This window comes from Pseudomonas lurida (genome assembly GCF_002563895.1).
Lineage (GTDB): Bacteria > Pseudomonadota > Gammaproteobacteria > Pseudomonadales > Pseudomonadaceae > Aquipseudomonas > Aquipseudomonas lurida.
The window spans coordinates 4252967-4268388 of the sequence record NZ_PDJB01000001.1 but is presented as its reverse complement, the minus strand read 5'-3'; the positions used below and the strand labels follow the sequence as shown (position 1 = coordinate 4268388).

At 55.4% G+C, this 15422-nt stretch carries 9 protein-coding genes and 1 pseudogene; 3 read left to right on the top strand and 7 right to left on the bottom strand.

Annotated features, from left to right (window positions below; all coding sequences use genetic code 11):
* Positions 1 to 12 precede the first annotated feature (12 nt).
* From ATH90_RS19320 to ATH90_RS29420, 4 genes are all read right to left on the bottom strand, one after another.
* Complete coding sequence (locus ATH90_RS19320; RefSeq protein WP_244906017.1) at positions 13 to 321, bottom strand: TIGR03745 family integrating conjugative element membrane protein; 309 nt, start codon at positions 319 to 321, stop codon at positions 13 to 15.
* Between the two features lie 94 nt (positions 322 to 415).
* Positions 416 to 655, bottom strand: coding sequence for a TIGR03758 family integrating conjugative element protein (locus ATH90_RS19315; protein WP_098467062.1), 240 nt, complete (start codon positions 653 to 655; stop codon positions 416 to 418).
* Positions 652 to 873, bottom strand: coding sequence for an integrative conjugative element protein, RAQPRD family (locus ATH90_RS19310; protein WP_478212369.1), 222 nt, complete (start codon positions 871 to 873; stop codon positions 652 to 654). Before ATH90_RS19310 ends, ATH90_RS19315 begins: the two co-directional genes overlap by 4 nt.
* A 25-nt stretch (positions 874 to 898) precedes the next feature.
* Positions 899 to 1249, bottom strand: coding sequence for a hypothetical protein (locus ATH90_RS29420; RefSeq protein ID WP_170041088.1), 351 nt, complete (start codon positions 1247 to 1249; stop codon positions 899 to 901).
* A gap of 464 nt (positions 1250 to 1713) precedes the next feature.
* On the opposite strand from ATH90_RS29420, the gene ATH90_RS19305 reads away from it, so the two are divergent.
* Genes ATH90_RS19305 through ATH90_RS19295 form a run of 3 tightly spaced genes read left to right on the top strand, consistent with a single transcriptional unit; the run spans position 1714 to position 11009 of the window.
* Entirely contained in the window at positions 1714 to 3435 is a 1722-nt protein-coding gene (locus ATH90_RS19305; RefSeq protein WP_098467061.1) for a ShlB/FhaC/HecB family hemolysin secretion/activation protein, read from the top strand.
* A gap of 33 nt (positions 3436 to 3468) precedes the next feature.
* Positions 3469 to 10554: a two-partner secretion domain-containing protein gene (locus tag ATH90_RS19300; protein ID WP_098467060.1), complete on the top strand. Its 7086-nt coding sequence runs from the start codon at positions 3469 to 3471 to the stop codon at positions 10552 to 10554.
* Positions 10551 to 11009: a DUF4279 domain-containing protein gene (locus ATH90_RS19295; RefSeq protein WP_244905993.1), complete on the top strand. Its 459-nt coding sequence runs from the start codon at positions 10551 to 10553 to the stop codon at positions 11007 to 11009. The genes ATH90_RS19300 and ATH90_RS19295 overlap by 4 nt, the downstream gene beginning before the upstream one ends.
* A 486-nt stretch (positions 11010 to 11495) precedes the next feature.
* Here ATH90_RS19295 and ATH90_RS19290 read toward each other — a convergent pair.
* The 3 genes and pseudogenes from ATH90_RS19290 to traD form a co-directional block, all read right to left on the bottom strand.
* A pseudogene (locus ATH90_RS19290) lies at positions 11496 to 11855 on the bottom strand (IS66 family transposase); the annotation flags it as partial.
* Positions 11856 to 12232: 377 nt separating this feature from the next.
* The gene (locus tag ATH90_RS19285) at positions 12233 to 12982 is read right to left on the bottom strand and encodes a TIGR03747 family integrating conjugative element membrane protein (RefSeq protein ID WP_098467058.1); all 750 of its coding nucleotides are present in this window, start codon (positions 12980 to 12982) and stop codon (positions 12233 to 12235) included.
* Between the two features lie 270 nt (positions 12983 to 13252).
* Positions 13253 to 15421, bottom strand: a complete 2169-nt coding sequence (gene traD, locus ATH90_RS19275) for a type IV conjugative transfer system coupling protein TraD (protein ID WP_098467056.1) — start codon at positions 15419 to 15421, stop codon at positions 13253 to 13255.
* Position 15422 lies beyond the last annotated feature (1 nt).

Here is a 15422-nt window from a genome sequence, read left to right as displayed (position 1 = left end):
TGAGCACCCGTCTCACAGCACGCCTGTGCCTTTGGTCAGCAGCCAGATGATGATCACCAAAAGCAGGGCACCTACACCGCAAGTCAGCCCGAATTGCCCCCAGGTTTTCTTGCCGCTCTGCACTTCGGAGTAGGACCCATAGGCGTGATACGCAACACCGCAAAAGGCTGCGGCGGCGATGGCGAGGGCGATAAGGCCTACGATGTCGAAACCGTGGTTCTGCAGGGTTTGGATGATGCCGTTACCTTCACCTCGGCTGGGTGCCTCCATTTGAGGAAGCGCCGCGTGAGTACCGGCCGATAGAACAGCGGAGCAGATCATTAAGTAGGGGGGAAAGCGGCGGACGAGGTTCTTGAAGAGTGGGCGAATATACATGTTGTGCCTCCAATGGCGATGAATGAACGTTGGTGCCGCATCAGTGCAGCAACAGGAACGTGAGCAGGATGTAGATTAGGGTTACCTTCAGCGTCAGGCCTACGAACTTCGCCTGTGAAATCTGGCCGGTGGCCCAACCGCGATAGCCGCTACCGAGCGCCCAGGCAGCGAAGACCAAGGCACTGGCCAGGACCAAACCGATGAAAAGCGTGGTGCTTTGCTGTGGTGTGAACCCACCTAAAGCCCGAAACGCGATGAGCTGCGGTTGGCTCATGCTCATGGCTGAGAAGCGCTTGGCAGGGTGTAGTGACCGGTCAACTTGGGCGGGTTACGAGGTTGAGCGCGAGATGGCGTCAGGTACTCGTTGATGCCTTGGCGCATCAGATTGATGTCAGCGGAAAAGCGAGGGTAGTCGAATGTATACCGGGCACTTGGATCGATCAAAAATGTGTCGGGTGATGCAGCCAAGCGGCCTAAATAATCAAGCTGACGAAGCATTAGGGATAGTTGTTGATGTTCGTCGTCAGCAGCAGAGGCGAAGCCTGATGAGGCCATGCAGTACATCAAAAAGGCTGGAAGCCTGAGGGAGCAGAGGGGGAGCATTGACGGCATCCATGCGCAGAAGATTTCTCTGAGTGTCTCGCATGGAAATACCCCTGCCAGTAGGAAAACTGGATTGGGGTAGAGGGTTTTTCTTTATCGTAGAATTGAATTGAAAAGTCGTTCGTTTAGTATCGCTTTTCGCTTTGTAAATTATTGAAGGGATGAGGAGGGCTGGATTTTCTTCCACACGGGCGGTGCTCACCGACGCAGATATTTCAGTGTTGCCGAACAACGCTAGGCGCATCTCTTCTTCAGTCCATTCTTTGTTCATGTTGCTTCTCAAGGACCTACAAGCACAATCCTAACAGAGCTGGACATACCGCTGGCTGGGATCACTTCTTCAGATCCGCTGACACTTAGGTGCAACCATAACCGGCAGTGTGCCTTCAGAAGCATTCCTCTAGACATGCCGAGTCGATTCAGTGACCCCCGAGTGTTGAACCGTTAGGTTTGGAATCAATTGAGGTGTCGGGCCCGATTCCAACTCACTTGCAACTTGAGTGATCAATGACCTGGCTCCTAAAGGTTGGACGCGTTTTATGCCCGCCGTGCTTGAGTCTGTACTCCACTTGGCGCACGAACGCTCATCGTCAAGTGGCCAACCCGTGATCTGGAATACTCCAATTAACTCTAAAGCGGCCTGACACAAAAATGTGGAGTTAATTGACGCCATTATATCGACACTATAAGATCGCCGCCAAATAGTGGCACAGGGCCATGTAGAGGGATCTAGATATGTGGCGTTCGGTACATCGGACCAGGCTCTGCCTGCTGTCCGCTTTTTTTTGCCTGAGCACAGTTGGAGTGGGGCACGCAGCTCCTTTGCAGAACACGCCGGGCGTCACCGACCTGATCCGCGATCGTCAGGATCGCCTGCTCGAAGAGCAGCAGCGCCGCCTCGAAGAACTCAAGGATCTGCCCGGCAAAACCGCTGCCTCCGCCAAACCGACAGCCCCGGCAGACACCCGTTGTTTCCTGATCAAAACCATCGAACTCACCGGCGCTGACGCCCTCTCCGAAGGCGAGCGCAACAGCTTGCTCAAGCCTTACATTGGCCAGTGCCTGGGCGTACCTCAGCTCAATGATCTGCTCAAGGTCATCACCGACCACTACCTCGCCAAAGGCCTCGTCACCAGTCGTGCCTACCTGCCGCAACAAAGCCTCGCCAGCGGCGACCTCAAGGTGCAAGTGGTGGAAGGCCGTCTGGAAGGCATGAAGGGCGCGGAGGGCAGCGGCATCACCGACCGCCAACTCGCCATGAGCTTCCCAGGCAAACCGGGCGACCTGCTTAACCTGCGCGAAATCGAGCAAATGGTAGATCAGCTGAACCGTCTGCCCTCGAACCAGGCCCAGATGGAGTTGGCGCCCGGCAGAGAAGTGGGCGGCAGCGAAGTGCTGGTCAAAAACACCCCGCAGAAACCGTGGCGCGTCGGCCTGTCGCGCCACAACGGCGGCCAGCGCGCCACTGGCGAGCAGCAGTGGGGCGTCAGCCTGGATTGGGATAATCCACTCGGTCTGGCCGATCAATTGTCGCTGCGTGGCGGCCACGATGCGGTCAGTGACCACCAGAAAACCTCGCGCAACTCTATGCTCAACTACAGCCTGCCGTTCGGTTGGTGGAACCTCAATTACAGCTACAGCGAAACCGAATACCGCTCACTTGCTCAAGCCAGCGACTTCAATTTCAAGCAATCGGGCGATAGCCAGAACCATCAGTTACGCCTGGAACGGGTTATTCACCGTGACGCCCTGAGCAAAACCTCTTTGAGCACCGGCTTGGCGTATCTACGTACCAACAACTTCGTCGAAGACAGCAAGCTCGATCTGAGCAGCAACCGCCTCAGCGAGGCCCAGTTCGGCATCAACCATGGTCGACGTATGGGCGGTTCGTTCCTCAACATCGACCTGGGCATGCAGGACGGCATCGGTGCGTTCGACGCCCAGGCCAATCACAACCCACGCCCCGGCCAGGCCGATGCGCGCTACCGCAAATACACCGCGACCCTTAGCTACCTGTACCCGTTCAAGTTGTTAGGGGAGTCGTTCAGTTTCAGCAGCCTAATGACCGGCCAGCGCAGCGAAGACGTATTGTTCAGCCCACAACGAATGAGCCTGGGCGGGCAGTCGTCGATTCGCGGCTACAAAGATCAGACGCTGATTGGCGATAGCGGCGGCTATTGGCGCAACGACCTGCGCTGGAGTCGTCCGGTGACCTGGGCGTGGATGCAGCCAGTGTTCAGCGAGTACGGCACCAGCCTCGGCTACGACCAAGGCGTGATCAGTCACGGACGTTACAACGCCGAACAGCATGGGCGTATGAGCAGCAACTCGGTCGACCTGTTTGCGCGTGGCCAGAACGTCGCCGCCACGGTGACCTTTGCACACTCTTTGGAACGACCGGGGCCGATCACTGAACGTGAAGCGCCGATCTATTTCCGTATGGATTTCTTCCTTTAAATTTTTACCGCCCTTTGGGCATCGAGACATCACATGGACGTTCGCCAGTTCGCCTTCCTCGCGCACCAACCTTCTGCGGCCCTGAAAACCCGCTCCAGCTTCCTCGGGCTACCCAAGCGCGGGTTGGCACTGGTACTGGCCAACGCCATGTTCTGGCAGCCGTTGCTGGCCCAGGCAGATGGCATCGTGGTCAGCGCGCCCGGCACCAGCCTGGGCCAGGCGGCGAATGGCGTACCGATCGTCAATATTGCAGCGCCCAATGGCAGCGGGCTTTCGCACAACCAGTTCAAGGATTACAACGTCGGCCAGCAGGGACTGATCCTAAACAACGCCACCAGCCGCACCCAGTCCACGCAGTTGGGCGGGATCATCCTCGGCAACTCCAACCTCAAGGGCAATGCCGCAAATGTGATCCTCAACGAGGTGAACGGTGGTAGTCCGAGCCAGTTACGCGGGTTTACCGAAGTTGCGGGGCAGTCGGCACATGTGATCGTCGCTAATCCCTATGGCATCACCTGCAATGGTTGCGGATTTATCAACACACCGCAGGCGACGCTTACTACTGGTAAAGCGGTGATTGAAAACGGCCAGGTCAGTCGGTATCAGGTCGATCAAGGCAGTGTTTCCGTCGACGGCGCTCAACTCAACGCAAACAATATTGACCGCTTCGAGATCATCACCCGCTCGGCCAAGATCAATGCCGAGATCCAGGCCAAGAACCTGACAATCATCGCCGGCGCCAATGACGTCGACGCCAAGACCCTGAAAACAACGGCACGTGCCGCTGACCCAGCGACCACCCCTCAACTGGCCATCGACTCTTCGGCGTTGGGCGGTATGTACGCCGGTGCGATCAAATTGGTGAGCAGCGAAGCCGGTGTTGGGGTAAAACTCGACGGCAAGATGCTCGCCAGTGGCGGCGATATGCAGCTGGATGCCAATGGTCACCTGAGCCTGGCGCAAGCCACGGCGGCTGAAGCGGTTGTAATTAACGCCCAGAGCCTCGATGCCCAAGGTGCGATCTATGGCGGTACTCGAGTCGAAGCAACCACCCAAGGCACACTGACCAACCGCCGTTCCATCGCTGCTCAGGACAGCGTCAAGCTGACCAGCGACGGTCAGCTCGACAACCTCGGCATGGTCGAGGCCGGGGTCACCCCGGAGAACAGCCGCAATCAGACCGGTGATGTGAGCCTCACCGCCAAGAACATCGACAACCGTGGCCAGAGCGTCATCGCCAGCCGCGACCTCAAGGTCACTGCCACTGAAACCCTCGATAACCGTGCCGGCACACTCTCGGCCAAAACAGGTCTGACGCTCAATGCTAAGGACATCGACAATCGCGGCGGGACCCTGACCAGTCAGGGCACGGCCAAAACTACCCTTGGAGGTACGCTCGATAACCGCGACAACGGCACCCTGGCCAGCGGTGGTGAGCAAAGGCTGAAAGCGACAGCGGTGAAGAACACCAGCGGCATCATCAGCAGTCAGGACACTCTGGGCCTGGACGTGGCCAGCCTAGACAATAGCAGCGGCAAAATCACCGCCAAAGGTGCGCTGACCCTGGACGGCACCACCGTCGAAAACGTTAAGGGTCAGATCACCAGCCAGGGCGACATTCTCGCTACCGCCAAAATCATCAATCAGCAAGGCGGCAAACTGATCAGTCAAGGCCAGCTCACTCTGACCGCCGACATCATCGACAACAGCCTCGACGGCTACATCGCGTCCGCCAATGCAATGGGCCTCACGGCCCACCAGCAACTGATCAACTCCGGCAAAGGCATCATCAGCACCCAGCAGGGCCTAACCCTCAACGTCGGTGCGGTGGACAACGCCACCGGCAGCTTGCTCAGTCAGAGCGGAATCACCGCGACTCTGAGTGAGGGACTGAACAACCAAGATGGCAGTGTCATCACCCAGACCGGCGAACTCGATATCGATGCCAAGAGTGTCGATAACCGTGGCGGCGTTTTAGCCAGCGTTGCAGGCAAACTTAAAACCACCCTGGCAACGGTGCTGGATAACGGCAAGTCGTTAACTGTCGTGGGCGACGCGGGGCTGATCCAGGCCGATTCGCTCGACTTGGGTGCGCAACAATCAGTAATCAATAACGGCGGCCAAGTGTCCGCCTTGAGTGGCGATGCACTGATCACCACTGCCACCCTCGACAACCAAGACGGCGCCCTGCTGGCCAAGCAAAAGCTGACGGTTCGTGCTCACGACCTCAACAACATCCAAGGCCGAGCGGCCTCCGACGCCATCGATTTTGGCCTCACTGGCGAGTTGAGCAACCAATCTGGCCTGGTCGAAGGCAGCAGCGGTATGCTGATCGACGCCGCGTCCATCAACAACCAGAACGGCAAGCTGCGTTCTCTTGGCCAGCAAGGTACCGCCAGCGTGGCCAGCGCGCAGTTGCTCGATAACCAGAGCGGCATGATCGAAGCCGCCAACCATGACGTGTCCCTGCGCATGTCCAGTTTCAAGAACACCGACGGTAATATCCTCCATGTCGGCACCGGCACTTTTGGGGTCGATCTGGCGAAGTTCAGCAATATCGGCGGAAGCGTTGCCACTGCCGGCACACTGACCGTCGATGCCGCGACCTGGGACAACAGCACTGACGTTCAAGCTGATGTGCTCAACGTCAACGTCGGCCAGTTCAACCAGGCATCCACCGGCAAGCTTGCGGCCAGCCAGAGTTTCACCGGTAAAGGCGACACGTGGATCAATGCCGGGCGTATCACCAGCGGCGGGGCGTTCTCTCTGACTGCTACCAACGTCACGAACACCGGTACCCTGGGTGGTGCCGGCAAGGTTGATGTGAACGCTGACGCTGTACGCAACGACCACGGCCTGATCTTCAGCGGCACTGACATGGCGCTGCGCCTCAAGAACCTGACCAATTACTACGCCGATATCTACAGCTTGGGCGGCCTGAGCGTAATGGCTCGCGACGGCGTGGAGCGCAGTGCGTCGTTGGAAAACATCTCCAGCCATATCGAGGCCACCAACGACGTATTAGTGCGCAGCGACAGCGTGATCAACCGCAAGGATGTGTTCAGCACTGTCGACGAAGCCGTGTCGGGCTACCTCAGCGTAACGTGCTACGACTGCAGTGGTGATCATCACAACGTCGACTACGTTGCGCATGAAGTCTCCAAGAGTGTGGTGGCGACAGATTCGGCCAGCTCTTTGATCCAGAGTGGCACCAAACTGACCGTCGAAGGATCAAGTGTTCTCAATAAATACAGCACTATGGCCTCGGGCGCGGACCTGCTGATCACCGCTGACATCTTCGCAAACATCGGCGCGACTACCGGCACCAGCACGCGTACACGTACTTGGAACACAGGCCGCATAACTGACGGTACCGATGACCGTTTCCGTGCGAACTGGATCTACCCCTACAACGCACAACCTAACCCCAAGGTGTTGCCAGTTGGCGCACTCAATTCCTTCAGTCTCGTAGGTGATACCACCACCGTGACCCCGGGCGATCCGATCGCCTCGGTGATTCAAGCGGGTGGCAACGTCAGTATCTTGGCTACCCAGCAGTTGGAAAACAGCAGCATTGTACAGTTCGCACCGCCTACACCGGTTTCGGACAAAGGCGGCGCCACTGCTGTGACCAAACCCGCCGTGGTCGTGCTGAACCCACAACTGCCACCCGACCTGGCACAGCAACAAGTCAACCCGACCACCCTGCCAGGCTTCACGTTGCCGAGCGGTACGAACGGGTTGTTCCATGTGGTCGATAGCGCCGCTGCCGCCAAAAACAGCCAGGACCTGAGCAAGGCCAACATCCAGGGCTCGGACGCCAGTCGCGTAGTTGTTGGCCCTAAATACCTGGTCGAAACCAACTCTGCCTTTACCGACCTCAAGCAATTCATGAGCTCGGACTACCTGCTCGGCCACCTCGGCTATGACCCCGAAACCAGCTGGAAACGCCTGGGTGACGGCCTTTACGAACAGCGCCTGATCCAACAAGCCGTTACTGCCCGAACCGGACAACGTTTCATCGCTGGCCAGACCACCGATGAAGGCATGTTCAAGTACTTGATGAACAACGCCATTGCCAGCAAGGAGCAACTTAACCTCGCCGTCGGTGTAACCCTCACCTCCCAACAAGTCGCCGCACTGACCCACGACATCGTCTGGATGGAAGACCAGGTGGTCAATGGTGAACACGTGTTGGTGCCCGTGTTGTACATGGCCCAGGCGAATAACCGCCTGACGGCGGATGGCGCGCTGATTCAAGGCAAGGATGTGACGCTGATTGCCGGTGCGGATTTGAAGAACGCTGGGACCTTGCGCGCCAGTGAAAGCCTGTCGGCAGCGGCGGGTAATAACCTGGTGAATACAAGGCTGGCCGAGGCTGGTGAAAAGCTCAAGCTGGTCGCGGGCAAGGACCTGGTGAACATGCAAGGCGGCATCCTCAAAGGCAAGGATGTTGACCTGAGCACGTTGACCGGCGATATCCGCAACGACCGGACCATCACCACGATTGAAAACAGTGGAAAAGGGTTCAGCTCCAAGACTGCTGTTGTGGATAGCGCTGCGAGCATTGAAGCCGGAAACAACCTGACGATGCATGCTGCGCGGGACCTGTTAAACGTGGGCGGGGCCATTACGGCAGGCAAGAGCGCGTCGTTGAGTGCGGGTAACGATGTTGTTATCGCTGCGGCTCGCGAAGAAACCGGGTCGATGCGCCAGGACAAGCGGCATTTCTGGGAACAAAGCCAGACGGTGCAGCACGCCAGTGAGATCAAGGTCGGTGAAGATCTTGATGTTAATGCAACGAATGAACTGACGATGGTTGCCAGTCATGTTAAAGCAGGCGGCGACGTCAACTTATCAGGCACCGACGTGAACCTCCTCGCGGCTGCCAACGAGGAGTCGAGCGAGTATCGCTACAAACGTAGCGGCAAGAAAATCAATCAGGAAGAAGACCATGCTCGGCAGCAGGGCACAACGATTGAGGCTGGGGGTGATGTAAAGGTCGCTGCACTACATGATGTGACGATGGTCTCCAGCAAGATCGACGCCGGAAATGAGGCCTATCTGGCTGCCGGGAATAAGATGAATTTGTTGGCAGAGCTCAACCGCGACTACTCCCTCTATGACATGACCAAAAAAGGCAGTTGGGGGAGCAATGCGGCGAAACGAGATGAGGTGACGCAGCGCACTTACGTCGGAAGCGAAATAAAGACGGGCGGCGATCTCACACTCAAAAGCGGTGGCGATCAGCGTTATCAAGTGGCAAGCCTGAACAGCGGTAAGGACCTGACGCTGGATAGCGGTGGCCGTATCGTGTTTGAAGGTGTGAAGGACTATCACGACGAGAGCCATACCAAGAGCAAGGGCGACTTGGCTTGGTACAAGATGAAGGGCGAAGGAAAGACAGACGAGACTCTGCGGCAAAGTGCATTGATTGCTCAGGGTAAATTGGTGATCAAGGCTGTTGAAGGCGTTCGAATCGACATCAAACAAGTCGATCAGCAGAGCGTAAGTCAAACCATTGATGCGATGGTTCAAGCCGATCCAAATCTCGCCTGGATGAAGCAAGCAGAAGCGCGTGGCGACATCGATTGGCGCCAGGTCAAGGAAATTCACGATAGCTTCAAGTACGAGTCTTCTGGGTTGGGGGCAGGGGCGAAGATTGCGATCGCAATCTTGATGTCGTTCATCATGGGCCCAGCAGGTTTCGGGTTGCAGGGCGCCAATTTGGCCGTAGCGACAAGCCTGGGGACTACTGCTGCCACGAGCACCATCAATAACAAGGGCAATCTTGGGTTGGCGGTGAAAGAAACGTTCAGTGCGGGCAGCTTGAAAAACGCTGCAGTTGCGGGCGTGACGGCGAGTCTCATCAACTACGCAGACACCAAGTGGTTTTCCGACGCGAGCGGAGCGACTAATGGCGGCTCAACAGTTGCCTCCAGCGGGCCGATACAGAATCCTGGCTATGCCTCAAGCATGCTCAAACCGGAAAACTGGGCCAATACTCTCCTGAGAAGTGGCACTCATGCACTCATCAACGGCAGTGTTTCTACGGTCATTACCGGCGGAAGCTTAGGTTCTAATCTGGGAGAGGCGTTCATTGGTGAAGGCATTGAACTAGGCGCCGCAATTGGGAACAAGAAGATTGGTGACTTGGCGGCGAATCTGGATGTTACCCCCAAGATAGCTGAAAAGCTGGTTTTGCATGCGGCATTGGGTGGGTTGATCGCCAAGGCTCGCGGAGAGAGTTTTGCCAGTGGAGCAATTGCTGGTGGTGTGGCTCAAGGGCTGACGCCTATTGCGAATGGCCTGTTGGCGGAGTATGTCAGCTCACGCTTTGAGGCGGCCGACCTGAGTGCCGCAGGGAGCCAGTTGAAGATCGGAACTGCGCAGATCATTGGTTTGATTGCTGCGGGAGCCGCGGGTGGGAACCCGGCGACAGGTAGCCTGATTGGCGGAACGGCGGAAAAGTACAACGATCAGGGGTTTCACCTTGACCCTACCGATCAGTTTAATGACGATGGCTTGCCACCGCAGAATACGCCGTCTGACGTCGATAAGCTCAAAGCGGAAATATCGTTATTCATCCTGATGGGGCTTGTCCCTGAATCGCTGGGCGGGGCTGCCGAGGGGTTCATAGCTAGAATCACTGGGATGTTCAGTAAGTCTTCAAGTGAAGCATTAGCTGGAGCGGGGACCAGGGCCGGTGCGGGTGGCGCGTCAGAGATTGGTGCGAAAGCTGGAGGTGCAGTCGCCGAGGGGGCAGGAGCTGCGGCAGAGGAGATAGTAGCCGGTGCAAAAGGCAATCAGCTAATAAATGGGAAGTGGGTTGATGCTGAAGGGCTTCCATTACCTGTTCCTTCCAGTGTAGGTGCATCTGGGCGAGTCCCGAATGTTTTGCAAACTGGGGGTAATACTCTCAATAAGAGTACAGCTAACGCACTGAATGAGCATTTTGGTGAAAGTTTAGCTCCGCGTGAATGGGGCAGAGCACTTGAGGCATTAAAAGCTGACGCTGGAAAGCTTCCTAATAATTTTCATGGCAGAATACTAGACAATGGGGATTATGTAGGTAAAGCTGGCGAGGTTATTGGAAATATTAGAGATTATCTGCCATGAGTAAAAACTCTAGGATTACTCCTGTTTCGTCGGACTATGAAACATGTGCTGAGTGCTATGTAAGGTTGATGATTTACCCTGGGGAGAGGCACCCCGATGAAATCACTAATATCATGAAGGTTCGGCCAACATTAATTAATGTCGCTGGTGAGAAAGTTACAAATAGTCGTGGGCTAACAAGAGAGGTAAAAAACTCTGGTTGGTTTTTTTCTACCGAAGGATATGTATTGTCAAAAGATCTTAGAGAGCACATTGACTGGATAGTTGAAAAAATTTCTCCGCATCGTGAATCGCTGAGAACAGTTCAAAAAATTGATGGAGTTAAAATTACGTTGAAATGTGTGTGGTTTTCCTTGCTAGGTCATAGTGGTCCTGTGCTTTGGCCGGAGCAAATGAGAGCTCTGGCGGATTTGGATTTAGAATGCTCTTTTGATGTTTACTTTGTCGAAAGTTAGTTGGTGAAAAAGAGGTAGCAGATACAGCTGCGACGGGCGGGGGAAAGTTTTTGTAAATGAAGGAACGTTTCCAGGCGAGGTATTTACCGGAAAGAAACCGTTTCAGACGACTCCTGGAACAGGGAGTGTGACACGGGAGAGGTACAACCCAGCGACTGGGAAACTGGAAGAATCTGTGATCGAGTACGACCAGTATGGCCGGCAGGTTGAAAGAACGGATTACACTAACCACGGGTATGGGAACCAAGGTAAGCCTGCGGAATATCATTCCGACCCGCACACGCATACCGAGGTCGTGGTCAGGGTCGTTAGAGCTTCGTGATTTTTGGCTCTTTGGTTGGTCCGAAAGCAACTGCTAACGCTCCAAATACACACAGGTTCATTACGGACTCTGCTGGTAATACTATTGATTTAGATTATACGAAGGGACTCAGGGAAACGAATGTGACGGTCACGGGAACGCGTGGTGGTGTTCAGTATGCGTTGCAGGGCCTTGGCCGTAGCAGATCCCTCGGGCACGAGTTCGCGTTGGGCCAGCATCTACTCATGCAGTTTTCAGCTATGGGCACCGCCGTTTCCTAGCGCAATTGCCAATGGTCTTCGTGGCTCATTTCCTTGGAGTGTGGCTCGACTTCGTACAGCCCGCCAATCGATTGAAGCACCTGCTCCGCCAACTGGCTTTTTATTCGCGACGTGCAGGTCGAAGAACTTGCGGCGCGCGGGGCCCATTCAGCCGATTTCAGTGATGCCCAACTCGAAGCTTGTCTTATAGCCGGCGAAGTCGTTACAGACCAGCTTGCCGTTCCACGTGTCTAGGAATTGACGCCCATGTCCGCCGGTACGGCTTCTCCTTTTGAGCTGTGTCTACCGTTCAGGTCTGTATCGTCAGAAACATCTCCATCAATGAGGATTTTTGAGAAGGTGCGATCAAGATCAATGAAGACTGCCGTTTGCCTGGTCATAGCAGTCTTACAGCAGGTCTGGTGCAGTTACGGCGCGGGCTGCAGCAACCCTTTCATCCCACCTGATAATCTGCACCAGATCGACTTGAACTATAACCCTCGAAGCTGCTACTTCAATTAGCCGCTAAAGGTCACAAGTGGTTGTTTAGACGTATCCGCTACTGGCCGAGGAGAGCCACTCACTTGTGGCTAACGTAGGTCGGGGTGCTTGAAAGCATTGCATCGTGCTGATGTACTCTTGTCCTGGGCAGGAGATTGCACTCAGAGATATTTTTTGAAGCTTCCTGCGGAGATGGTCACGATAAATCCCAGTGCAGCTGCATTAGGGAGCAGTATCAAGATCGGGCTTATAGTCATCGGAAGGGCGGGATAGATAATCCAGGGAGCAACGATTAGAGGCACAATCAGCATTTTGGCGCGGTGATAGACAAATCCCGACTCTCGCCCGGCACCGAACCGTCGAAGGTCACGACGTACCAATCCATCCACTAAGCCTGTGAACACTGCCACCAGAAACAGGGGGATGGTCAGCGTCAGAATCAAGAGCCTCGCTAGATAGGTCAGTGCCGCATAAATCGCTGCCAGGCCGTAGTTCTCGATTTGAACGTAGGCTAATCCTAGGTAGTACTGAAGGTCTCCACCCTTTGAGCTGTTCACCCTTGCTTGTACGGATGAATGCTTGATCCATTCAATCAACCCCGTTTTCTCAAAACACCATTCGTATACGAACCCAACAATCCAGCGTGCTGTGTGGTCAGGGTCTTGAAGCAAAAGGCTCTGGGTGAACGATTTGGATATCCACTCGAGCTCGCTATTCAGCATGTCCCGCGAGTGATGCCATCCTTCCTCCGGCCAGAAGAAATACAGCCCGATCCACTCCGTTAAAATGCTGAAAAACAGCGAGATCAGCAGGATACCGAGTAAGGCGAATGGTAGATTTACAGCTTTGCTGCACCAGCCTTTTTCACGGTACTGCTGCTGGCTTTTGGCGGTTTCGGTCGCACTTGCCATGGCGTTCCCTAGATCAGTGAATGGTCATGCATCGGTGTTCAAAACAAACGAGCAGGGGACCTGCGACGGGGTCTTCTATCCGTATGCTGCTAGGGTTAGCCCAATGGGGTTTTAGGCCTTTCTCCAGAAGCTGATCAAAAAGCGCGTGTCCATCATAGATACCGAGTTGGGCGCATCCCAGCAGTAACTGGAGTTCTCCTGAGATCTCTCTTATGGAGGGTGCCATTGCCCTGATATTTGTAAAACGCAGCTCTATGCGCGATGGCCGTTTCATACTTGCGGTGTCTCTTGGTCCATTGCCGCCACAGCGTCATCCTGCAGCCCTGCTGGCAGCGATTCATCCAGGTTACGTGTACCGCTGCTGGTCCACCATTCGCCACCGCCATCGACGTAACTGTTACGCATATTCTCGGCCAAGGCTCTTAAATCTTTGGGCATCAGCTCATCGGGATCTGTAGCAGGCAGAGGCATGCGAACCTTCCAAAGATTTCCTCCTTCGATCAGAGCGAAGGCCTGTCCTTTGGGAAGGCTGACGATGTGAGCAGGTTCAATTAGCGGCACGCTGGTAGAGCTGACCCTATCTTGAGTGTTGCTTGTGAAGTCAGTGTTACCAGAGGGATCTGAGCTGTCTGTAGCGCCGCTTACCAGCGTTGTTGAGTACACGTCGACCTTCGGTAGCTGTTTGGTCAGCAGCTCAGCGGTCGCCGTCTCGCGTACTCTCAACATGAACAGGTTGTTGAAGTTGCCCACCACCTGGCCCGCTTTGGCGCGGTTGCCAATCTTGGCCTCAATGTCACTAATGGTTTGCGTATAGGCGCTGACCTGAATCCCGGCGCCGCCGCCCTTGTTGATCATCGGGATGAACTCGTCACCCATCAGCTCGTTGAACTCGTCAGCGTGCAGATTTATTGGGATCTTCTGATCGCAGGTGGCACCGGGCAGACCATCATCAATTCCGAATTTGTAGATGTGACCAGCCACCGAGACCAGGTCTGAAAACATCGAGTTGCCCACGGCTGCGGCAACCTCTGGGTCAGACAAAGCATCCAAACCGACATACACGATCGCGCGCTTACGGATGACCTGCATCCAATCAAAAATGGGCCGCGGGTCATTCAAGTCTGTGTAGTTGGGTGATATCAGCTCAGCCATGCGGCCGGTGGTCAGTTTCTCCAGGAGGGGGAGGAGGGACGCAACGATCTTGTCGAAGTAGGTTTTGTCATACCTCACTGCCGAGCGCAGGCCGTCCATTACGGGATCAGCCACCCTGGTTTTCGAAAGGTATTGGTCTATGGCTGTCACACGCTTTTGCCGACCTCGCATGTTGAATGGTGTGTTTTTTTCGTTTAGCGCCCCTTCAATGGTGACGATCACCTCCCACGCTTTAGGGTCATGCTTGGCGAAGTAGTAGCCGCTGTACTCGATAAACAACGCATCGATGTTGATCACGTGCTGCTGAATCTTCAGGTAGTCCGGACGTACACCCAGCTCCACCAGTGCACGAGCAATGATGTTAACGAAACGCCAGGCGAACTCACGAAACGCCGCACTGTTGCCTTCACCTGATAACTGCCCAGAAATCCTGCTCGCCACTTCCGATATTCGCCCAAAGCGGCCCACGGCGTTATACCTGGAGGAAAAGTCCGGCCAGCCCAGATGGAATACGTAAAACTCTCCCTCCCGGCCAGCACGTTTGGCTTCGATGTACATGCGCTTTAGTAGGTCGGCATCTCCCTTTGGGTCGAAGACAATCACGGGTTCAAATTCAGGTAACCCGTTCACCCGTTTCACCCGGCGAATGTCCTGGGTGATAAACAGCTCAGCCAGCCGAGTCTTACCGACCCGGGTAGTGCCCAGGATCAAGCTATGGCCTACTCGCTCGCCCAAAGGTAGCGACACATCGACCTCAATAGGTTCGACGCCATGCAGGCGTGTAGAACCTCCCACAGGCGGAAGAGGGCGCACGGGATTCAGGGGGCTGTCCCACGACGTCACTTTAGAGACCAGGTTAAGTGGGAAGCTGGCGTACTCCATGCGCTCTTCCATGTGACGAACAGCTTGGAACAAGGCTGTAGGCTCAACGTACCGGCGAAACTCTGGTTTGTACGTCTGCATCAGACGCTGTGTATGACGCTGTTCCCACTTGAACCCAATACCGATGAACAGACGCCGATTGCTGACGGGTACGTTTTTACTGGTCATCACGTAGCGCGGCAACCGGCGGATATTGCGTCGATAGCGCAGAACCACCAGTGCCTGGCGCAGGCGGATCCAGCCAAATCCCAGAAAGAAAACTGCCGCGGCAACCCCAAACAAAGGTGTCAATGCCAGCGACCATGGTGCGAACAGGCTTAGATAGGCACCGACCACGCACACCGTTACGGTGTACAACTCGACTGCAGGACGGAGTAACGCTTCGATGGTGTGCGACTGGGTCATG